Source organism: Marinococcus sp. LNHM5E3-2.1 (genome assembly GCF_056034365.1).
On the sequence record NZ_JBQLIB010000003.1, the window covers coordinates 90,973 to 110,453 of the forward strand.

At 42.9% G+C, this 19,481-nt stretch carries 23 protein-coding genes; 3 read left to right on the forward strand and 20 right to left on the reverse strand.

The features are described 5' to 3' along the window. Window positions 1–98 precede the first annotated feature (98 nt). Window positions 99–368, forward strand: a complete 270-nt coding sequence (locus ACTRXH_RS06070; RefSeq protein WP_474260966.1) for a glutaredoxin family protein — start codon at window positions 99–101, stop codon at window positions 366–368. 268 nt (window positions 369–636) lie between these two features. On the opposite strand, the gene ACTRXH_RS06075 is transcribed toward ACTRXH_RS06070, so the two are convergent. The 12 genes from ACTRXH_RS06075 to ACTRXH_RS06130 all read right to left on the reverse strand — a co-directional run bounded on the left by ACTRXH_RS06075 (window position 637) and on the right by ACTRXH_RS06130 (window position 11,661). Beyond that, a complete protein-coding gene (locus ACTRXH_RS06075) occupies window positions 637–1,077 on the reverse strand; it encodes a PH domain-containing protein (RefSeq protein ID WP_474260965.1) in 441 nt (146 codons plus the stop codon). A gap of 13 nt (window positions 1,078–1,090) precedes the next feature. Next, window positions 1,091–1,453 (reverse strand): hypothetical protein, encoded by a 363-nt coding sequence (locus tag ACTRXH_RS06080; RefSeq protein ID WP_474260964.1) that lies wholly within the window; start codon window positions 1,451–1,453, stop codon window positions 1,091–1,093. A 111-nt stretch (window positions 1,454–1,564) separates the two neighbouring features. After that, window positions 1,565–2,179 (reverse strand): hypothetical protein, encoded by a 615-nt coding sequence (locus ACTRXH_RS06085; protein WP_474260963.1) that lies wholly within the window; start codon window positions 2,177–2,179, stop codon window positions 1,565–1,567. A 61-nt stretch (window positions 2,180–2,240) separates the two neighbouring features. Next, on the reverse strand, window positions 2,241–2,585 hold the full coding sequence (locus tag ACTRXH_RS06090; RefSeq protein ID WP_474260961.1) for a nuclear transport factor 2 family protein: 345 nt from the start codon (window positions 2,583–2,585) through the stop codon (window positions 2,241–2,243). Window positions 2,586–2,694: 109 nt separating this feature from the next. Beyond that, window positions 2,695–3,642, reverse strand: coding sequence for a hydroxymethylglutaryl-CoA lyase (locus ACTRXH_RS06095; protein ID WP_474260960.1), 948 nt, complete (start codon window positions 3,640–3,642; stop codon window positions 2,695–2,697). Further along, complete coding sequence (locus tag ACTRXH_RS06100; protein WP_474260959.1) at window positions 3,643–4,845, reverse strand: CaiB/BaiF CoA transferase family protein; 1,203 nt, start codon at window positions 4,843–4,845, stop codon at window positions 3,643–3,645. A gap of 49 nt (window positions 4,846–4,894) precedes the next feature. Continuing rightward, a complete protein-coding gene (locus tag ACTRXH_RS06105) occupies window positions 4,895–5,554 on the reverse strand; it encodes a FadR/GntR family transcriptional regulator (protein WP_474281282.1) in 660 nt (219 codons plus the stop codon). A 105-nt stretch (window positions 5,555–5,659) separates the two neighbouring features. After that, window positions 5,660–6,424 carry a type I 3-dehydroquinate dehydratase gene (aroD, locus tag ACTRXH_RS06110; RefSeq protein ID WP_474260958.1) on the reverse strand — a complete coding sequence of 255 codons (765 nt, stop codon included), beginning with the start codon at window positions 6,422–6,424 and terminating at the stop codon, window positions 5,660–5,662. Between the two features lie 149 nt (window positions 6,425–6,573). Further along, window positions 6,574–7,401, reverse strand: a complete 828-nt coding sequence (locus tag ACTRXH_RS06115) for a sugar phosphate isomerase/epimerase family protein (RefSeq protein ID WP_474260957.1) — start codon at window positions 7,399–7,401, stop codon at window positions 6,574–6,576. A 42-nt stretch (window positions 7,402–7,443) separates the two neighbouring features. Then, window positions 7,444–9,201, reverse strand: coding sequence for a thiamine pyrophosphate-binding protein (locus ACTRXH_RS06120; RefSeq protein ID WP_474260956.1), 1,758 nt, complete (start codon window positions 9,199–9,201; stop codon window positions 7,444–7,446). Window position 9,202: 1 nt separating this feature from the next. Continuing rightward, complete coding sequence (locus ACTRXH_RS06125; protein WP_474260955.1) at window positions 9,203–10,195, reverse strand: zinc-dependent alcohol dehydrogenase; 993 nt, start codon at window positions 10,193–10,195, stop codon at window positions 9,203–9,205. A gap of 26 nt (window positions 10,196–10,221) precedes the next feature. Continuing rightward, window positions 10,222–11,661, reverse strand: coding sequence for an aldehyde dehydrogenase family protein (locus tag ACTRXH_RS06130; RefSeq protein WP_474260954.1), 1,440 nt, complete (start codon window positions 11,659–11,661; stop codon window positions 10,222–10,224). A 167-nt stretch (window positions 11,662–11,828) separates the two neighbouring features. Here ACTRXH_RS06130 and ACTRXH_RS06135 point away from each other — a divergent pair, with 167 nt between their 5' ends. Together ACTRXH_RS06135 and ACTRXH_RS06140 are read left to right on the forward strand one after the other, a co-directional pair. Continuing rightward, the gene (locus ACTRXH_RS06135; RefSeq protein WP_474260953.1) at window positions 11,829–13,178 is read left to right on the forward strand and encodes a hypothetical protein; all 1,350 of its coding nucleotides are present in this window, start codon (window positions 11,829–11,831) and stop codon (window positions 13,176–13,178) included. Window positions 13,179–13,263: 85 nt separating this feature from the next. Then, a complete protein-coding gene (locus ACTRXH_RS06140; RefSeq protein WP_322526678.1) occupies window positions 13,264–13,806 on the forward strand; it encodes a shikimate kinase in 543 nt (180 codons plus the stop codon). A gap of 27 nt (window positions 13,807–13,833) precedes the next feature. Here ACTRXH_RS06140 and ACTRXH_RS06145 read toward each other — a convergent pair whose 3' ends face one another. The 8 genes from ACTRXH_RS06145 to ACTRXH_RS06180 form a co-directional block, all read right to left on the reverse strand. Continuing rightward, window positions 13,834–14,865, reverse strand: coding sequence for a LacI family DNA-binding transcriptional regulator (locus ACTRXH_RS06145; protein WP_474260952.1), 1,032 nt, complete (start codon window positions 14,863–14,865; stop codon window positions 13,834–13,836). 113 nt (window positions 14,866–14,978) lie between these two features. After that, window positions 14,979–15,224, reverse strand: a complete 246-nt coding sequence (locus ACTRXH_RS06150) for an HPr family phosphocarrier protein (RefSeq protein WP_322526676.1) — start codon at window positions 15,222–15,224, stop codon at window positions 14,979–14,981. Window positions 15,225–15,236: 12 nt separating this feature from the next. Beyond that, a complete protein-coding gene (locus tag ACTRXH_RS06155) occupies window positions 15,237–16,511 on the reverse strand; it encodes a TRAP transporter large permease (RefSeq protein ID WP_474260951.1) in 1,275 nt (424 codons plus the stop codon). Beyond that, a complete protein-coding gene (locus ACTRXH_RS06160) occupies window positions 16,508–17,110 on the reverse strand; it encodes a TRAP transporter small permease (RefSeq protein ID WP_474260949.1) in 603 nt (200 codons plus the stop codon). The genes ACTRXH_RS06155 and ACTRXH_RS06160 overlap by 4 nt, the downstream gene beginning before the upstream one ends. Before the next feature lie 21 nt (window positions 17,111–17,131). Continuing rightward, a complete protein-coding gene (locus tag ACTRXH_RS06165; RefSeq protein WP_474261140.1) occupies window positions 17,132–18,142 on the reverse strand; it encodes a TRAP transporter substrate-binding protein in 1,011 nt (336 codons plus the stop codon). A 218-nt stretch (window positions 18,143–18,360) separates the two neighbouring features. Continuing rightward, the gene (locus tag ACTRXH_RS06170; RefSeq protein ID WP_462867864.1) at window positions 18,361–18,816 is read right to left on the reverse strand and encodes a YkvA family protein; all 456 of its coding nucleotides are present in this window, start codon (window positions 18,814–18,816) and stop codon (window positions 18,361–18,363) included. Window positions 18,817–18,910: 94 nt separating this feature from the next. After that, complete coding sequence (locus ACTRXH_RS06175) at window positions 18,911–19,138, reverse strand: hypothetical protein (protein ID WP_298784765.1); 228 nt, start codon at window positions 19,136–19,138, stop codon at window positions 18,911–18,913. An 11-nt stretch (window positions 19,139–19,149) separates the two neighbouring features. Next, window positions 19,150–19,476, reverse strand: a complete 327-nt coding sequence (locus ACTRXH_RS06180; protein WP_474261139.1) for a gas vesicle protein — start codon at window positions 19,474–19,476, stop codon at window positions 19,150–19,152. Between the last annotated feature and the right edge of the window lie 5 nt (window positions 19,477–19,481).

A 19,481-nucleotide genomic window follows, 5' to 3' on the forward strand; every position in this document is an offset into this window, starting at 1 on the left:
GTCCTCTCCATTGCGTTCTCCGGCACTTTGGTATACTATCATAATCGTATAAATACAAAGACGCCGCGGTACACCCACACCCGATTGGAGGAATATATATGAATTATGAAGTTCAGATTTTTACCCAGCCAAACTGCTCCTCCTGTGCTAAAGTAAAAGGCTGGTTTCAGGAAAACCGTATTTCTTTTATTGAAAAAGATATCGTCAATGACCCACAGGCGAACCAGGAGTTCGGTGCATTAAACGAAAAATTCGTTCCCATTACTATTATTGTTACGGACGACAAAAGATATCAGGTCGTCGGTCCAAATCTGAAAAAAATAAAAACGCTTGTTACTACCGTCGGAATATCCGGCCAAAGCAATTAATGCTAACGGCATTCAGCACTGGTTTTAAGCCAGTGCTTTTTTATATTTATTGAACAAGATCCTTTAGGCCCCGCTGTTCAAATAAAGATGCTTGCGGTTATGCCTCCCGGGGTAAATACCTATAACAGCAGGAATTTGCAGCGAAGGGAGGAAGATTCGTGCCTACAGTGCTTTTTATCGTAACGATAATTATTGCCGGAATGGTTTTAGCTTCTATTGGGTTCTATTTCCTTCGTAAATTTTACGACAAATTATGAAGAAGGACCGTTCACCGCGTGAACCGTCCTTCTTTTGGCATTTCAATATTTTTGTTTTTCGCAGCCAGTTTCTCCAGAAACAATGCTTCGTCTTTCGGTGCAATATGCTGATGACGATTTCCCTCCTGGTAAATCACCTTCAGCCTTTCCGGGGTTGCCCCCTTAATCCATCCGGGCACCTCTTCTACCCGTTGAATAGAGTCATAAGGAATACGCAGCCGGATTAAAAGAGAGGCGTGGACTGCCAGATGCTCTTCGTGCAATTCATATTTTGTGAAAAATACAATTTGAGTTACTAAAATGATAATAACCGCATCAATTACAGCTCTCAGGATGGTCCCCGGCCCTCCATCATACATAAACAGAGCCTGAAAAATAGAATACCCCAGCAGCACAATAGCTATGACCGCAAAGGCGGACAGCAGTCTGCTTCCTTTCGCTCGAAACACCATTATCCGGTCTCCTCTAGTTTTTTTTATCAGAACCGTTTGGTTTCAACCCGTACTTATAAACAATAGGCATAAGAACCATTAAAAGCATCGAATTCGTAAACAGCGGAAGAAAGATTTCGTGAGCTTCCATTACGACCCCGATAAATGAAACAATCAATACCGGCGCCGTTGCCACCAGTATGGTAATTAGTTCGCGTTTTGCACTCCACAGCTGTCTGCTGTCCGCTATTGATAAAATGAGCATCCAGTACACCATGAACGCAAGCGGCATCATGGCATCGATAAGAGGCTGATCCAGCACAAAAAAGAAGACCAGACGCACAGCCGATAGTATAGCTAAAATAACAATAATTAATTGACGAAATGACGACTCCAAGATGTATTCGCTCCCTATTCCCTGCTTTTTGCCGTTCTCGGCTTTACTGTAAACAACGCAAACCCCAGAATCATCCCTATTACATATTTCATCATGCTGTTCTTCCTTCCATTAAGGACGGAATTCCAGATAGACACCGTTTGGATCCTGCACAGTCTCCGTCTCTTCCGCTCCCTGAATAACTACTTTTTCAAGTTCGAAGGCACGCTTTTCCTCCCAGGCAGGCACTAGCGCTTCTGCACCCAGAACGGTCAGCCAGTCGTGTGAATCATAAGGCTCGGGACTGGTAATGAGGACAGACTGCACCTTCTCTTTTCCTCCAATAGGAAGCTCTTCCGCCCAATCAAGCTGAATCTTCGGCCCGGTAGGCGGCTGTAGGAAGGTTCTTCTTTCTTTTTTGTTGATCCCCCATCCATGTTCCTTTGCACGCCGAAGAATACCGGCATGTTCTTCCCCATTTACACGATAGCCAAAGTAGCCGAACGTATCCATTCTTCCTGCGCCAAAGGTGACCCTCACCTGGCCGAGACTCATTTCTATCATCCGGAACGTTAACCCTTTATGACGGAAGTCATCCCACCCAATCGGCGGATCATACCGTTTAATACGATAATCTTCCAGGGCAAAGCGCCCTACTACTTCAAATCCATGACTGCTGTAAAAAGCTTCTGTTTCTTCTACCTCTGTTGTCCAAAAATGGTAATGGAATAGTTCCACATTGTTCACCTCTACTGCCCTTCTGCAGGCTGACTGCACTCGTGCCGAAAATAGCAATTGTGTTCTGCTTCTATGGCTGGTTTGCTTTTTTGGGCGTCCCCTGATGGAAAACAAGCTCCCAGCTGGAGGCCGTCTTCCGCCATATGGAGCTGCGCAGCGAAGTCCCCAGCTCGCTCGTTACGGTATAGGTTGCCAGGTATAAATGCTCCGAAAGCGGTTTTGTTTTATAGTCAGCCACCGTTCTATTGACGGGGCGCTCCTCCTCTAAACCACAAATCACATCTTCCCGGGTAAAAATCCGGCCGGATGCTCCGATTTCCTGGAAATCCTCTGCCAGCAGCCGGCTCACTTCCACAGCCGACCGCCGGATACTTGGCTTTAGCAGGTCTTCCTCGAGCTGGCGTATGTCTTCCATCAGTCTTCACCCTCCTTATGTATGCGACCTGACCATACGTAAAAACCCGTATCTACATCAAATGATACGGGTTTTTCCACAGGTTTTTCAACTTTTATTCATTAAATTTCTAATTTACTTTATTTTGCGATTCTACTTTATCATGCAATTGGGAATTAGGTCCGGCTTGAAGCATATAACTGCCTCCATCATGACCTATTATATTCTTCACTTCTTTGGCAGTCTGAATAATTTTTTCAAGGTTGATACCAGTTGCTATCCCCATCTCCTCCAGCATATGCACTACATCCTCTGTAGGGACATTTCCAGTAGCTCCCGGCGCATAGGGACATCCCCCCAGCCCTGCTATTGAGCTGTCAAAACGACGTATTCCCTGCTCCATGCCCGCAGCCATATTAGCTAACGCAAGCCCTCTTGTGTTGTGCAAGTGCATCGAAAATGTCATATCGGGAAAAGCAGCCTGCAAATCCTGAAGCATATGATGTACCTGTTTAGGATTTGCCATACCGGTTGTATCTGCCAGGGACACTTCCTGAACATTCATTTGTTGATACCTCTTGAGTATTGGATATAATTGCTTTTCAGTTACTCTTCCTTCATACGGACAGCCAAAAGCTACTGAAATCGATCCACCAACGGTTACTTTTTCTTTTTCTGCCAGCTCTGCGATTGGTTCCAATTTTTTTTGAGCTTCTTCCACCGTAGCATTTGCATTCGACAAGCTATGGGAATCCGTCGCTGACAGCATCAGCTTCAACTTTTTAATGCCTGCGCCAATGGCTCGTTCTGCCCCTTTTACATTAGGCACTAATGCCCTCATTTTCATCGTGGATATGTCCTGGACAGCCTGTACCACCTCTTCAGCGTCTTTTAATTGTGGAATCGCTTTAGGATGCACAAAAGAGGTCACTTCCATGGAGGAAACCCCCGTTTCGGCTAACTTACGGATTATCTCTATTTTTTTCTCTGTAGGAATCCATTCATCTTCGGCCTGAAAACCATCCCGGGGAGCAACTTCACACAGTTCGATTGAGTCAGGGTATCTGGTCTCTGCCATTTAAATCACTCCTTCTTCTTTTAAGCTTTGAATATCCTCTTCAGACAACCCAAGACCTTCTCCCAGAATTTCTTCATTGTGCTCTCCCAAATCCGGGGCCCGGTGACGAATACTGCCAGGCGTTTTCGAAAATTTCGGTACTACTCCTGGAATCTTAACGCTGCCGAGGCGTGGATGTTCAATCTCCACAATATTTTCCCGGGCTTGATAGTGGGGGTCGTTGAAAATGTCTTCTATTGTATAAATAGGACTGACCGGCACACCATATTCATCCAACTTATCCATTAACTCTTTTTGGGTATGAATTTTTATCCAGCCCGAAACAATTTTTTGCACCTCATCGTCATGCTCGAGACGCACTGCGTTAGTATAATAACGATCATCCTCCAGCATATCTTTTCTGCCCATCGCTTCTGCAAGTCGGTCGAACGTAGAATCTGTGCTGCATACCAATACGACAAATTTATCGTCTTTGGTACCATACGTCCCTGCTGGGCTGGAATGACCGGACAGCCCCGGGCTGCGCTCGCGCACTTTATTATTCTGATCATACTCAGCTACCAGAAATTCCAGCATACGAAACATTGACTCGTATAAGCCCATATCAATCGACTGTCCTTCTCCGTCTTCGTTAACATCACGGTGGTAGAGAGCGCTTACAGTTGCCAGAGCAATATAAATCCCAGTAATGTAATCAAGCAGGGAATATGCAGGGCTTACCGGTGGACGGTCTGGGAAACCGGAAATGCCTGTATGTCCGCTGAAGGCCGTTCCTGGTGTTCCAAAACCAGCCTTTGAGCTGTAAGGGCCGGTCTGGCCGTATCCCGAAACCCGGGACAAAATAATTTCAGGGTTTTGCTTCTTCATTTCCTCGTAGCCAATCCCCCATTTTTCCAGCGTACCGGGACGGAAATTTTCTATAACTACATCGGATTTAGCAATTAACTTTTTTAATACTTCTTTTCCTTTTTCCGTACGGATATCAAGTGTTAATGATTTCTTATTCCGTGCAAGACCCGGCCAGCGCAGAGGTTCCTCGTCTTTCCAAGGCCCAACTGTACGAAGAGTGTCCCCTTTGCCAGGGATCTCCACCTTTGTCACTTCTGCACCAAAGTCAGCCAGCAGCGTAGCACCGAAAGGCGCCGCAATCATCGTTGATAAATCCAAAATTTTAATTCCTTCTAATGGCCCACTCATGTTCATTTTTAACTCCTCCTATTAGATCGATCTAATAAATTAAAAAAAATATAACCTAATTTTCCTTAATATTTATTTTCAGGTACTGCAAATGATTCCGCATGGATTTTTCGGCTTTTTTTCCTTCTCCATTTTTTATATGACGGAATATTTCTTCGTGTTCTTGTTGGGCTTGTTTATATCTTTCTTTATCTTCCATCATTTTACTGCGCATCTTATAGATCATTTCTAAATTCGATTTCATCATTGTTACAAAAACAAAGTTTCCAGAGGCTTCTGCTATCGAAAGATGAAAGCTTTTATCCACATTAGTGTCTATTTGAATCGATTTCATGTTTTTCTCTATTTCCTCAAGCTGTTCTAATGTCGCTCTTTCACTGGCTAACCGGGCAATATTAGGCTCAAGTGTTTCTCTTGCCTCAATGAAATGCAGAATCGCTGTTTGTTCCATTGCTTTTACAGGATCATAATTGAAGTCCTGCTGCTGATAAATACTTTGTAAATATCGGCCTCCCCCTATTCGGGAAACGATAATACCCTTTGATTCAAGAACGCGAAAAGCTTCTCTCAGAGACGTCCTGCTGCAGCACAGTCTTTCGGCAAGCATCCTTTCAGCCGGCAGTTTGTCGCCTGGAACCATAGTTCCTTCTTCTATCAGCCGCAACAGTTCTTCTTCAATAAACTCATACTTTCTTTTTTTAGTTTGGTTTTCGATTCTAACTCATACTCCCCGGAAAATATAATATTGGGCTAACCAATTCACTTAATTGTAAACGTTATCTTTTTATTAGTCAATAAAAACCGGCTTTCGCCGGTTCATTTATTTATTAGACTTCAAAGGAGCTTCCATACTTTTAATCAATTCAATTGACACCTGACCTGGAGCTGAACTTCCCTTCCCAATGCCGAAAGTAAATAAAGAGCCTGTTTTCCATCCGGCGAGTCTGGTTATTGCTCCGTCAGAGCCCATAGCCATAGTAATCACCGGAATAGCAAGTTCATCATTTGTTTTCTCTGTCACCTGCAAAACAGCTAAGACGTCAGTCATATTATTGGGCATCACTGCCAGCTTAGCTATGTCTGCTTTGTTATTACTCGCTTTATGAAGCTTAGCCAGCATTTCCTCTTCATTAGGAGTTTGATGAAAGTTGTGAAAAGATAATATTAATTTCACATTGTTTTTCGCCGCATTTTTTTGAACCTCTTCGATATACTCCTGATTATTTTCTAATTCATAATCTATGAAATCTATGTGGCGGGTAGCACAGACTTTTTTCATCAACTCAATTTTATCATTTTCATTTAATTCAATTTTTTGTCCACCCTCGTGTATAGAACGAATCGTGAACAACAAAGGAACCTCTCCAATTTCTTTTCTTACCTGTTCAAGGACCTCTAATACTTTTTTAAAGTCACCAATATCTTCAAAAAAATCTGCCCGCCATTCAATCAGATCTGGTTCTTTTTGAATAATGTGCTTTGTTTCGTCAAGCAGCTCGTTTTCACTTATTCCTATAAGCGGAACACATACACATGGACGTTCGTTTGTTAACAACGTATTTCTCACTTTTAATTCTTTCACCATAGAAACCCCCTTCTTCTATTGTCCATTGTAGCCGATTGTAATTTTCATTACTATCAATGCCCGCACAATTTAAACAAGCCGGAGTGTCTGCTAGCTGCACTCCGGCTGAATTATTAACCCGGGAATCACTCTGTACCATTCCCTGCATATTAGCTTTCGCCGCTAAAAACAGTATTTTTGACGTATTGTTTAGCAGTTTGCAAGCATTTTTTTGCGTGATTTTCATACCCCAATTCTTTTGCCCGCCGGCTATGGGGAATTTCCAGAGAATACGGTACATTGGGCGTATTCCGGAGCAGCCCGGAAATATCTGCGGCACCTTCACCAACATACGGTCTTTCTTCCCGGAGAATCCTTGTCATTTCCTCTTGAGAAGAAGGCTCGACTCCCGGTGCATCACATAAATGCATGTAATGGAACCACTCTCTTGGCAAACCGCTTAATTCTTCCGCTTTATCTCCTGCTCTATAAAAGTGATGGGCATCAATCATCAGACCCGCATTTTTCTTATCTGCTTTTTTTAATATCTCTACCGTTTCTGAAAGGTTCGTTATGCTGGCTATCGGAACATATTCCAAATCTACAGTTAAATTGTACTGATTTGCGAGGTCACATATCTTTGAAAACTGCTCTAGGGCAAAGTCTTCGTCATCTACCCATATACTGCTTAATACATGCTTGCCACCAAGTTCAGCTGCGACTTCAAAGGCCGGTTCGTAATTTTTATAATCAATGCCTTTATCCACTTTCGCCAATTCGATATCCAACAGTTCGAGGCCTGTTTCCTGTAAAGCTTTTTTAGTCTTTTTGTCCATTTCCCGATTGTTGGCTAAATCGTAGTTTTTCTCATCGGGCAGCCCCATATAGATAGGACGCATACTAACATAATCAAAACCGGCTTTTGCAGCTAAATATGTCAGTTCTGGCGGGCTATATTCTAAAGCTGTTAAATGTGCTAAAGAGAACTTCGGCTCCATATTATGCCTCCTACATTAAATTAGATCGATCTAATTTATAGTTCAAACACCCTCATGGTGAACTTTTTTTCCAGGCGAATAGATATCCATGATGTTCCAGTGTCCATCTGTCGGTACCGGCTCGTTAATCATAGCAACATCAATGACTATAGGCTTTTCACTGGCCAAAGCTTCCTCCAGAGCCGGTTTGAATTCTTCCGCTTTTTCAATTTTAATTCCTTCTATCCCGTATCCCCGGGCTATTGCTGCATAATCCGGCGTGTAGCTTTCGCCATCCCGCTCGAAAACGGTTCCGTAGGTAGTGCCAAAGTGTGCCTTTTCCAATCCTGCTATCGTTCCGTATGAAGAATTGTTCATTACTACCCATACCACCGGAATATTCTCTTCCACTGCTGTAGCCATAAGTGCAGGGTTTTGACCAAATCCTCCGTCTCCTACGAGAGAAATAACTTTTTTATCCGGAGCTGCCACCTTCGCTCCTAACGCTGCTGGTGCACCGAAGCCCATCGTGGCGTAACCTCCTGGGGTTAATACCGAACCTGCTTCATAAATTGGGAACTGTTGGCCCATGCCGTTTTTGTTCCAGCCTACATCTGTAGTAATATAAGCATCTTTAGGTACCACGTTTCTCACTTCAGCTAAAATCCGCTGAGGGACCATTGGGAAACGATCATCCTCTACGAGCTTTTGATTAGCTTCGTTAAACGAACGTTTATACTCTTTAATCTCTTTTTTCAATTCGGCGTTTTCTTTACCTTCCGGCAGTTCTTCCTTCGCTGCTTTAATTAATGCCTGCAATGCTTGTTTGAGATCAGCTACTGCCCCAATCTCCACCGGGTAGTTGCGACCGATTTCTGAAGAATCAATATCGATGTGTATCAATTTTGTTGGAGGAAACTGGAACGTATACTCTCCCTCCCAGGAACTGCTGTCAGCTTCAGCAAACCTTGTGCCAAGAGCCATTATCCAATCTGCATTTCTAGTTTTCTCATTAATAAATTGTGTTCCCCAGAATCCGGTCATGCCAAGTGTTAAATCGTCATCGTCTGACATAGCGCCTTTACCCATCAAAGAATGAGAAACTGGCAGGCCTAAATGATTGGCAAACTCCCGGAGTTCATCTGAGGCATCGGCTAGCATGATGCCGCCGCCAACGTGGAGCAACGGCTGTTCTGCCTGGATTAGCTTCTGCACAATTTCTCTTGCTGTATCTTCATCCAAAGAAGGCTTCTGGAGTTTTTTCGTATGGCGTTTTTGCTGTTCAAATAAAGACTCCTCAATTTCTTTAGAAAACATATCCATCGGTACAGACACTAAAACCGGACCAGGATTGCCGCTTTCTGCCAATTGGAAAGCTTTTTCCATAATTTCCGGGAGCAGATCCTCGCGATCTACTCTCCAGGCTCTTTTAACAAATGGACGGTAAACTTCATATTGAGAAGCATCGGCATGCATATTCATTTCCTGGTGCGGATGCTTACCATAGTAATGAGAAGGTACATCTCCTGCAATAACAACCATTGGAATCGAATCCAGAGCAGCATTTGCTACTCCGGTAGAGGCGTTGGTAAGTCCTGGCCCTACGTGGCTTAATAAAACAGAAGTCTCGTTCTTCGCACGGGCATAGCCGTCTGCCATATGAGCAGCAATTTGTTCATGGCGAACATTCACGAATTTCACCGACGTTTTCTCGAGTTCAGCCAGTACTGCGATATTTGTATGTCCGCATAAGCCAAATACGTGTTCAACTCCGCGGGTTTCCAGATATTTAGCTAACAGATTAGAAACTAATTTTTTCATTTTATTTTTCCTCCCCGAATTGAAGAATTATTTTCCCTTGTTTTCCTGAAAGAGCTTCGTCATAAGCCTGCTGATAGTCATGAAAAGGAAATATTTTAGAAATCACCGGTTCTACGTTCAAGGCTGAGGCTTTGAGATACTCCATCGTTTGCGTAAAATCATCAGGCACATTATAAATAATGGAGCCGTACAGGGTTATTTCTTTACGCACAAGTGTTGTAACGGACAATTGTGCTTCAGGAGTCATGCCTACGCAAACGATCTCACCCCCCGGCTTAACAATATCTATGCTTTGTTCAAACGACGACTTCGTCCCTGCCGCTTCGATAACAATATCGAAATAACTGTTTTTAACCTCTTCGGGATAGTTTACTTTTACCGATTCATAATTACTTTTTACTTTCCGAAGCTTGTCTTCGTTTATGTCAACAGCACTGACATTTCCGCCCAGATAATCAGCTAAAGCAAGTGCGAGCATTCCTTCTGTTCCACAGCCTATGACAGCTACCTTTTTCTTTTCATTTACTGTCACTTTTTTTAAAGCATGAACAATTACTGCCAGAGGCTCAATCAGTATCGCCCGTTTATCAGTAATGCCGGGGTCTACAGGCATGACATATTTACTGTCAATGACTACTTCCTCCGCAAATCCACCGTCCGCATTGATTCCAAGAGATTTTTTATATGGGCAGATATTGGTTTTCCCCTGCAGACAATATTCGCATTCTCCGCAATACGTATTAGGCTGTACGATTACACGTTCTCCTGTGGAGTAAGGACTTGTCGTTCCTGTTTCTTCAATAATTCCTAAAATTTCGTGCCCGGGGCGAACCGGATAATCAGCGTGCGGTAGTTTACCGTTATACACACTAAGATCCGAACCACAGATACCTCCGTAAATAATTTTCAGGCGCACATCATTTTCATTTAAAATCTCTTGATCATTTTCTACTATTTTTAGCCGGGAAGGACTCTCCAGTGTTAAACCATTCATATTTGCACCTCCACTCCATATCTTCTTTATTCATTGGCAGGCAGACGCAGGACCACCATCTTCATTTCAGTCATTTCTTCTATGGCAAACCTTGGGCCTTCTCTTCCAATACCACTGTTTTTCACGCCGCCGTATGGCCAGTGATCCAGCCGGAAGTTCGAGGTCCCATTGATAATTACGCCGCCCGCTTCAATTTGATGGGCCACTTTATAAGCAAGATCGATATTTTTAGTAAACACCCCTGTTTGAAGACCAAATTCAGAGTCGTTAGACCAGGTGATCGCTTCATCGATATCGTCATAAGGAATAACGCTTATGAGCGGTCCGAAAACTTCTTCACACACCACTTTATCTTCATGCTTAGGATTCAACAGCACAGTTGGAGTGATCGTAGCCCCGTCCTGCACTCCCCCTGTTAAAAGTTCAGCCCCTCCATCTACAGCTTCATCTATCCAGGATTTCACCCGGTTTGCTGCATTTTCATCTACAAGAGAGCCTATATCAGTGGCAGCGTCCAAAGGATCCCCTAATTGAAGCTGTTCCACGTTCGTTTTTAGTGCTTCTGAAAATTCATTCATTGCCGAACGGTGCACATAAATACGCTGCACTGAAATACAGCTTTGACCCGAGTTACTATTACCGGTTTTAGCACTCATTTTTGCGGCTTCCTGAATGTCAGCGTCATGATGGACTATCGTAGCAGCATTGCCTCCAAGTTCAAGTAGAACCTTTTTCATTCCCGCTGTATCACAAATATTTCTACTCGCTTTGGTCCCTCCCGTGAAGGAAATAACATTCACCCGATTATCCTGCACAATTTTCTGCCCAATTTCGACGCCGCCTAAAAGCATATGAACCGCATTTCCCGGAAGCCCCGCCCGCAGCATCAAATCTAACAACGCTGTAGCGATCAACGCTGTCTGGGGAGCGGGCTTTAAAATAGTGACATTTCCCCCGGCGAACGCTGGGCCAATTTTATGACAGACGAGGTTGAGCGGAGCGTTAAATGGCGTAATAGCGGCGATGACTCCTACCGGAACCCGGTACGTGGATGCCATGGCCGTCGTTCCACGTTCTGATGCGTCCCCTGGTATAGTTTCCCCGTGTAGCCGTTTCGCTTCTTCCCCTGAAAGTTCCAGCGTTTCAATCGAGCGGGAAACTTCATCTCTAGTATTTTTAAGAGGCTTGCCCAGTTCTTCAGCAATTAGTTTGGCGAACGTTTCCTTCTCTTCTTCAAGCAGTAGTGCAGCTGCTTTTAAAATTTTCGCCCGCTTACCAGAAGGAATAGACTCAATTGCTTTTTTGTCTTTATAAGCTGCCTGGAGAGCTTTTTCAACATCTTCGAGGCTTGCGGTATATTGGCTTCCAATACTTTTTCCATTGTAAGGGTTATAAATCGTTTCTTTTGTAGTTTCATTCTTCAACCAATGGTTTTCAATAAAAGGCTGAGCTAATAATTCCTGCATCCCTTTCACCTCGTTTTATTAGATCGATCTAATAAACATTCATTTAAAAACAGCTTTCGCTGTTAGTATAGATCGATCTAAAATTATAATTTGTAAACGTTATCATTATGATACGATAGATATATTAAAACATCAACCATTTTTTTAGCTTAAAAGGGGATCTACTCATGCGCCTTGTCATTTATTCACTATTAGTGATTCTTCATATTGCCTTTCAATTTGTTGATATACCGGGCGAAGTTATTATTTTAGGCGTTCTTGCCAATATTGTTATTTTGCTTTCATTTTTCTATGCCCGAGGTTTATTTTTTTATTCCGGACTCATTTTCTACACTATTGGTATACTGTTGTTTATATTAAATGACCTCTCCTTAAATGCTTATTTTTCCTCATTTACGACGATGATGAGTATTCTCGCATTTTTTTACATGCTTCCTTTTTTAAATTCCTTGATACAGGTGGGCAAATACGATAGAAATCTCCGAAAATTTATTGAGCAGGGCGTTAAAAACATAAAGCATTTATATAAGCGGAGTTTCTTTGTTTGCCATGTGCTTGGATTATTTTTAAACATAGCTACTTTTTCTGTTTTGATGCGTACACTTGATGGCACTTTTAAAAATACCTCGAAACGTGTAAAAAGCAAGTTCTATACCCAAAACTTGCTGCGAGCTTACGCCTTGTGCCTGGCATGGAGCCCGCTGGAAATTATGGTGATTACAGCTTTAAACATAACTGGCCAGGAATATATTCATGTATTTCCAGCCATTGCTTCCATTGTGATGGTCGTAATCGTATTTGATATTGCTGCTTCATCTCTTAAATTTCCTTCTGTTACTTTTCCTCAGAACCAGGAAAGTTCTTCCTCCGCTTCTCTCATCAGGCGAAAAATTTTTAGTTTAATACTTTTGCTGGCTCTGTTGGTTTCCTGTGTAAGTATTACAAGCGGATGGACTGGTTATGATTACTTGTTTACTTTAGTTTTATTCATTGCTCCTGTATCTTTTTTTTGGTCAATGATTATTCGAAGGCTGCGAAGATATACCATTTTTGCCGTAAAACAATGGCAGAACCGCACCAAAGGCATGGCCAATTTCTTTTTTATGTTTTTAAGTGCCGGTTTATTTGTTCAGATGCTTGCAGAAACTCCTGTTTTTGATACGTTGCAGTACGCCTTTACCGCTCTGCATGACCAGGTATTTTATTTCTATTTGGCGATAGGCATTTATTTCATCGTTTCAAGCTTTGTAGGCTTTCACCCGCTGGTTTCGGTAATTCTCCTCTCAGAAATTATCGCCCCCTCCCTGCCGGATTTAAGCCCTGTACCTTTAGCTTTAGTATTAATAGTGAGCAGCTTAAGTCCGGTTATGTACAGTCCCTTTAATATTTCGGTTTCCCTGGTGGGAAACTATTTAAATGTGAACCCTTACCGATTAGGCCTGTGGAACCTGCCGTTTGCTTCGGGCTATATTCTTTTCACTATCGTCATCGCTTACTGCTTACAGCTGTTTATATGATATAGTTGTAAGTGACAGCAAACATGTATTATAATCGCGGTACATTTTAAAACGAATTCAATACAAATGAAAGAGTGCAGATATTATGACAGAGCGATCTTTACGAGAAAAAAGCATAGTGTTCATCGGCTTTATGGGAGTGGGTAAAACTACTGTCGGAAGACTAGTCGCTAAGAAGCTTTACAGAAGCTTTGTTGATATCGACGAAGAAATAGAAAAGGAATATGGCATGCCTGTTCCTGAAGTATTTAAATTAATCGGCGAACCCGCTTTTCGTGAGAAGGAAAAAGAGTTGGTCCGCAAGTATTCCACACAAAGCTTAAAGGTGATTTCTTTAGGCGGGGGTGCTTTCATGCAGGAAGAAATCCGCAACCTCTGCCTAAACAACTGCACTGTCTTTTATTTAGATATGTCCTGGGACTCCTGGAAGGAAAGGCTGCACCTCATAATGGGCAACCGGCCGGTTCTGCAGGGAAAGAGCATCGAGGAAATAGAAGAATTATTTTATAAGCGGCAGGGCACTTACGCCGATCATAATTCTAAAATCACCATCGATCAGCTGCCGGCGGAAGATGTAGCTGATTATTTAACAGACTCACTAAAAATGGCCTGGGATATGTACGATTAAACGACTTCTCCATGAGAAGCCGTTTTTTTATTTTGGGAGTGGAAATGTTGATTTTCTCACGATTAATTCTGGTTCAAGAATAATCCTTTTCCTGTCTCTTTCATCGCTTTCAAGCTGTTCTTTCAATAAGGCAGCTGCCCGGGCTCCTATTTCTTTTGGGTAGGAGGAAACTGTGGTTAAAGCAGGATAGGAAAGGGCCTCCGCTTCCGGCACGTCATCAAAACCTACTACTGCTACATCTTTACCTGGAGTTTTCCCCTGGTTCCTAAGTTCTTCAAGTACACCAAAAGCTACTGTGTCATTAAAGCAAAAAACCGCAGTAGGCTGTTTACCCTTATTGAATATGCTTTTAATTGCATGTACGCCTCCATTTCGATCTGTTGTTCCTGCTTCAATTAAAGAGGTATCAAGTTCTTTACCCCATTCTTTATAGGCTTTCATGTATCCATTTTCTCTATCCTTCCAGGCCAGTGACTCTGCTCCTCCCCCTACAAAAGCAATCTTTCTATGGCCTTCCTCGAGCAAATGTTTTGTAGCCAGGTAAGCCCCGCGCTCATAATCAACTCCAACGTAGTCGCTTACCAAACCATCAATTTCCCGAACTGCTAAAACCAACGGAAGCTGCCATTTATTCAGAGAATCGATATCAGTCATGGAAGTATCTGAAACCGGGCATAATATAACGCCTCCTACACGATTCTCCATCATTGTAGAAAGAAGCTTCCGCTGTTTTTCTTCAGAATCAAATGTTGTTCCAAGCAGGATTGTATATCCTTCTTTTTCCAGCGTTTCATGCACTCCTACTAAAAGCTCTGAATAAAATGGGTTTGAAATATCTGTAATAATTAAGCCTATAGTAGTTGACCGCTGCTCTCTTAAGTTTGCTGCTACCCGGTCGTAAACATAGCCTAATTCTTCCATGGATTGAAGAACTTTTTCTCTTGTTGGTTTAGATATACTCGGACTGTTCCGGACAATCAAAGAAGCCGTAGCCCGCGATACTCCCGCATGTTCTGCCACCTGCTTTAATGTGACTCGTTTTTTGTTCAATGCCTTCACCCTCTTACATCCGTCATTAACAATCTAACTATTATAATGAAGCAGGTGCTGAATACCTGTCAATTCAGCACCTGCTTCATTAGTAAAGGAAGGCAGGAAAACCTGCCTTCCTTTTACGATAAATACTCTTCTACGGCGTCCAGGGCTTTTTCTTTATCTTCACCTTCTGCTAAAAGATAAACTCTTTCCCCATTTTCCAAACGAGTTGACACAAGCCCTAAAAAGCTTTTCAAATTAATTTCCTGTACGTTACCTTCTGATGCTTTTCTTAAATAAACCTCCGCTTTGAACGGCTGCAGCAAATTACTTAATTCACTGATAGTCTGCTTGCTGTCAATGTTTACAATAACTTCTCTCATTATTTTGCTCCTTTACTCTCCGAGGAATACTGTGGTCAGCTGTGGAATAAAGATAATAATCATCAACGTTGCCAGCATGGCAACGAAAAACGGTAAGACCGCTTTGGATAATGACTGCATTGAAAGACCTGATATTCCTGAGCCTACAAATAAATTCACTCCTAAAGGCGGTGTAATAAAGCCAATCGCCAGATTGACGACCATAATAATACCGAAATGCACCGGATCGTAACCAATTTCTGTCGCGATAGGAAGCAATAGCGGGGTTAGTATAATGATGGCGGCCAGAGTATCCATGAAACAGCCAATAATCAATAAAATCAGGGTGATAAGTAAAATAATAACTATAGTGTTATTAGATATACCCAGTAAGAAGTCAGCGATCTGGCCTGGTATTTGTGCGATAGTCATCAATTGGCCAAAAGCAGTAGCTGCTCCTACAATGATCAACACTGTAGCTGTAGTCAAGGCTGCATCAGCCATTACTTTAGGCATGTCTTTGATTTTCAATTCTTTATATAAGAACATTCCTGCAATAATACCATAAATGGCAGCTACCGCTGCAGCTTCTGTGGGAGTGAAAATACCACCGTATATTCCTCCGAGTATAATGATTGGAATTAAAAGAGCCCACTTGGCATCCCAAACTGACCTGCCAAACTCTTTTATGTCAAAGGGAACACCATTCCCCACGTACCCTTGTTTTTTGGAATAGTAAAAGGCATAGACCATTAAACCGGCTGCTACCACAATGCCCGGGATAATCCCCCCTATAAATAAGTCTCCTACCGAAGCTCCACCAGTAACACCGTACATTACCATTGGGATACTTGGAGGGATGATTACCCCTAAAGAACCAGCTGCAGCTACTAACGCAGTAGCAAATTTTTTATCATATCCCATTCGTACCATTGAGGGGATCATGATTCCTCCAATAGCTGCTACAGTGGCAGGCCCCGAACCGGAAATAGCCGCAAAAAACATGCAGGTGATAATTGTGGCCATGGCAAAGCCACCGGTTTTATTACCAACAAGTGTTTCGGCTACATGAAAAAGCCGCGCAGACACACCGCCTTTACTCATAACCTCTCCGGCCAGGATAAAAAACGGAACTGCCATTATGGCAAAGGAATCCACAGAAGTTATTAGTGATTGAGCAAGAAATTCTGGAGGCAGCACCTGGGTGCTTATTAGCACAATCAATGAAGCAATCGCCAATGCTATTCCGATCGGTACACTTAACGCCAGCAGGACTGCAAAGCTTCCAAAAAGTACTGTAGCTGTCATACTCCCTCTCCTTTCTTTTTATACTGACCTGATGCGGATCGTTGCTCTGGCATTGCCTCTTCCTCTTCTATACCATAGTTATCCATCATACGGTCACTTATGATTTCTCTTTCGTCTACATTGTGTCCCTTCAGATACTTTATTTGTTTAATAATCTGCTGCATAATACGAACAGCCGTAAGCAGCATCCCTACAGGAGCAGCCAGATATACCGCTCCCATTGGAGCACCTAATGAAGGCGAGAGCTGCCCCCACCCAAATATTTGAAAGGAAATGCCTAAACCGTATACTGCAATACTTACTGCAAAAAGCAAAAAGATGATATTTGATACCATGTTGAGTACAACTTTTCCTTTTTCCTTTAACAACAGCAATACAACATCTACTTTAATATGACGCTGTTTCTTTACTCCATAGCTTACTCCTACAAAAACCAGCCATATGAAGCAATACCGCGCCAGTTCCTCCGACCAGCCAAGCGAACTCCCCAGGATAAACCTCATGAAAATTTGAACACCAATTATTCCAAGCATTACTGTACTTAGAACTATTAGTAGAACTTCTTCGATATGGCGGTCCAGCCATTTGACTATTTTCATCCTGCTTCACCTCCTGCTCTGTTAATTTCCAGCTTCTTCAGCCCGGTTTCTAATACGATCCAATTCTTCACTTCCGTGCTCTTCCGTAAAGGTGTCATATACCGGCTGGGCTGCTTCTGCAAAATTCTCTCTTTCACTATCCGATAATTCAGTCACCGTCACTCCCTGCTCTTCCAGAAAATCAATTCCTTCTTCGCTTTCTTCTTCATTCAAATCTCTTTGATATTCCTTTGCTTCGTCCGCCGCTTCCTCCACTATCGTTTTTTCTTCATCGGACAGTGAATCCCAAAAAGGCTTACTAAGGGCGAACAAGCTCGCATTATACACGTGATTAGTTTCCGTTAAATATGGCTGCACCTCATAAAAGTTGTCATTCACTACGTTTCCTACCGGGTTTTCCTGGCCATCTACCGTTCCCTGCTCCAGCCCTACGTAAAGCTCTGTGTAACTCATCGGTGTCGGATTCGCTCCGAGTTCACTCCAAAGCTGCAGGTGCAGATCATTTTCCAATGTCCGGATATCAAGCCCCTGTACATCTTCCAAAGAATCGATTTCGCGTTGACTGTTTGTTAATTGCCTGAAACCATTTTCCCAATAGTTAAGTCCAACGAGGTTCTGCTCCGGTAATTCTTCCAGTAGACCCTCCCCGATAGAACTATCCAGCGTTTCATGAGCTGTTTCACGGTCCTCGAATAAATAAGGCAGATCAAAAAGATTAAAAATAGGTGCAAACTGCGCTACCGGTCCAGTAGAGACCGTGGTTCCCTGAATTGTATTGAGCTGCATGCCCTCCAATACCTGCCGGTCGCCCCCAAGCACTCCACTCGGATAAACTTCAACGTCTATTTCGCCATTAGTTTCTTCTTCCACAATTTCTTGAAACTCATATAATCCCTGTGTTAACGATCTGTCTTCTGAAGTTGCTACAGCCAATCTCATTTTTTTTGGCTCATCACTTTGATTTCCAGAAACTTCTGGAGAACAGCCGGAAATTAAAAATGCTCCAGCGGCCACAGTTAAACCTAACCCCATTTTCTTCACATTTACGCCTCCCCATATTAGTAAGCGCATACATTATCGCCTTTTTATTAGATCGATCCAATAAGTAGATCGATCTAACTAATTAACAACAGTCTACAGGAAGCGCTTTCAAATTTCAATGCAAAATTTTATCAAATGTTTTTTCATATGTTTTGCAGCAATTAGAAAGATAAAAAACACCAACATCCTTAAATGCTGGTGTTTTCATATTATTCATCTGCATCAATCGTATTATCACGCTGCAGCTTCCACTCTTTAAAGTCATCGAGGTCTTTTTGTACCTGCTTGAACACAAACGAAATAACCGCTGCGTCATCAATCAGGCCGCCCGGGAGAAAGTCCGGAATCAAATCGATGGGAGAAACGAAATAGATCAGTCCTGCAATGATGGCTACAATCGATTTGTAGGGCGCATGCTGGTACTCTTTTTTCCACCAGGCACGAAGCATTTCAAGCATCAGCTGCAGCTCCTGCCACACGTTTTTCAGCGGACTCTGGTTTTCGTCCGCTTTTTCTCTTGCCTGCCGCAGCAGTTTTTCCGTTTCTTTTGGGTCTTTCGCATATTTTTTCGCCCGCGGATTCAGGCGCTTTAATCGGTCCTTCAACGTTGATTCGTCAATGTTTTTCTTCTTTAAAAAGCTCCGCCGCTTTTTATCTTTTGCCATGTGCCCAGCTCCTTTATTAATTAATACAGCTATGTACCGCTTCTCCGGAGAAAAACAGACGCCCCGGAAAAGCTTTCACGCAGGACAGGATCTGTTATTCCAGACGATCCCTGTCCCGCTGCTTGATTTCTTTTCGGTATTCTTCCATTTCTTCCTTCGACGGGAGTGTTCTTGCTTTCATGTTATATTCCATCCGAAGCTTCGGTGCGTTTTCGTCTTTTCCAAACGTGCGTTCTTCTGTACGCTGAACCTGCGACTTGTCCTGATTCTGCAGGTCCCGTACCAGCTGGCCGATGTCTTTAGACAGGTCACGGAAAATCACGTGCGTTCACCTCACTTTTCGGCTTTGTTTTTATTCTGTGCTGTAGCCTGCTGCTCTTCGCTTTCAGTCTGCTGCTTTTCTTCAAGCTGTTCCACCCGTTCAAGCAGCCGCTGATTTTCTTCTTCGAGCCCTTTTGCCTTGGACGAATAATGCGGGTCTGTTTCCCACCAGTCGATGCCCATTTCTTTTGCTTTATCTACCGAGGCAACGACCAGGCGGATTTTAATGGTCAGCAGTTCCACATCCGCAATATTTACTTTAATGTCTCCAGCAATGACGACACCTTTATCCAATACTGTCTCCAGAATGTCAACAAGGCCGCCGGACGGTCTCTCCATGTGAT

Excerpts from the sequence above, each read along its gene's own strand:
- aroD (WP_474260958.1), bottom strand. The coding sequence starts at position 6,424 with ATGGTGAAAGAATTAAAAGTGAGAAATACGTTGTTAACAAACGAACGT.
- ACTRXH_RS06075 (WP_474260965.1), bottom strand. The coding sequence starts at position 1,077 with ATGGTGTTTCGAGCGAAAGGAAGCAGACTGCTGTCCGCCTTTGCGGTC.
- ACTRXH_RS06125 (WP_474260955.1), bottom strand. The coding sequence starts at position 10,195 with ATGAATGGTTTAACACTGGAGAGTCCTTCCCGGCTAAAAATAGTAGAA.
- ACTRXH_RS06170 (WP_462867864.1), bottom strand. The coding sequence starts at position 18,816 with ATGGCAAAAGATAAAAAGCGGCGGAGCTTTTTAAAGAAGAAAAACATT.
- ACTRXH_RS06165 (WP_474261140.1), bottom strand. The coding sequence starts at position 18,142 with ATGGGGTTAGGTTTAACTGTGGCCGCTGGAGCATTTTTAATTTCCGGC.
- ACTRXH_RS06130 (WP_474260954.1), bottom strand. The coding sequence starts at position 11,661 with ATGCAGGAATTATTAGCTCAGCCTTTTATTGAAAACCATTGGTTGAAG.
- ACTRXH_RS06140 (WP_322526678.1), top strand. The coding sequence starts at position 13,264 with ATGACAGAGCGATCTTTACGAGAAAAAAGCATAGTGTTCATCGGCTTT.
- ACTRXH_RS06180 (WP_474261139.1), bottom strand. The coding sequence starts at position 19,476 with ATGGAGAGACCGTCCGGCGGCCTTGTTGACATTCTGGAGACAGTATTG.
- ACTRXH_RS06155 (WP_474260951.1), bottom strand. The coding sequence starts at position 16,511 with ATGACAGCTACAGTACTTTTTGGAAGCTTTGCAGTCCTGCTGGCGTTA.
- ACTRXH_RS06160 (WP_474260949.1), bottom strand. The coding sequence starts at position 17,110 with ATGAAAATAGTCAAATGGCTGGACCGCCATATCGAAGAAGTTCTACTA.
- ACTRXH_RS06120 (WP_474260956.1), bottom strand. The coding sequence starts at position 9,201 with ATGAAAAAATTAGTTTCTAATCTGTTAGCTAAATATCTGGAAACCCGC.
- ACTRXH_RS06135 (WP_474260953.1), top strand. The coding sequence starts at position 11,829 with ATGCGCCTTGTCATTTATTCACTATTAGTGATTCTTCATATTGCCTTT.
- ACTRXH_RS06115 (WP_474260957.1), bottom strand. The coding sequence starts at position 7,401 with ATGGAGCCGAAGTTCTCTTTAGCACATTTAACAGCTTTAGAATATAGC.
- ACTRXH_RS06150 (WP_322526676.1), bottom strand. The coding sequence starts at position 15,224 with ATGAGAGAAGTTATTGTAAACATTGACAGCAAGCAGACTATCAGTGAA.
- ACTRXH_RS06090 (WP_474260961.1), bottom strand. The coding sequence starts at position 2,585 with ATGGAAGACATACGCCAGCTCGAGGAAGACCTGCTAAAGCCAAGTATC.
- ACTRXH_RS06070 (WP_474260966.1), top strand. The coding sequence starts at position 99 with ATGAATTATGAAGTTCAGATTTTTACCCAGCCAAACTGCTCCTCCTGT.
- ACTRXH_RS06095 (WP_474260960.1), bottom strand. The coding sequence starts at position 3,642 with ATGGCAGAGACCAGATACCCTGACTCAATCGAACTGTGTGAAGTTGCT.
- ACTRXH_RS06100 (WP_474260959.1), bottom strand. The coding sequence starts at position 4,845 with ATGAACATGAGTGGGCCATTAGAAGGAATTAAAATTTTGGATTTATCA.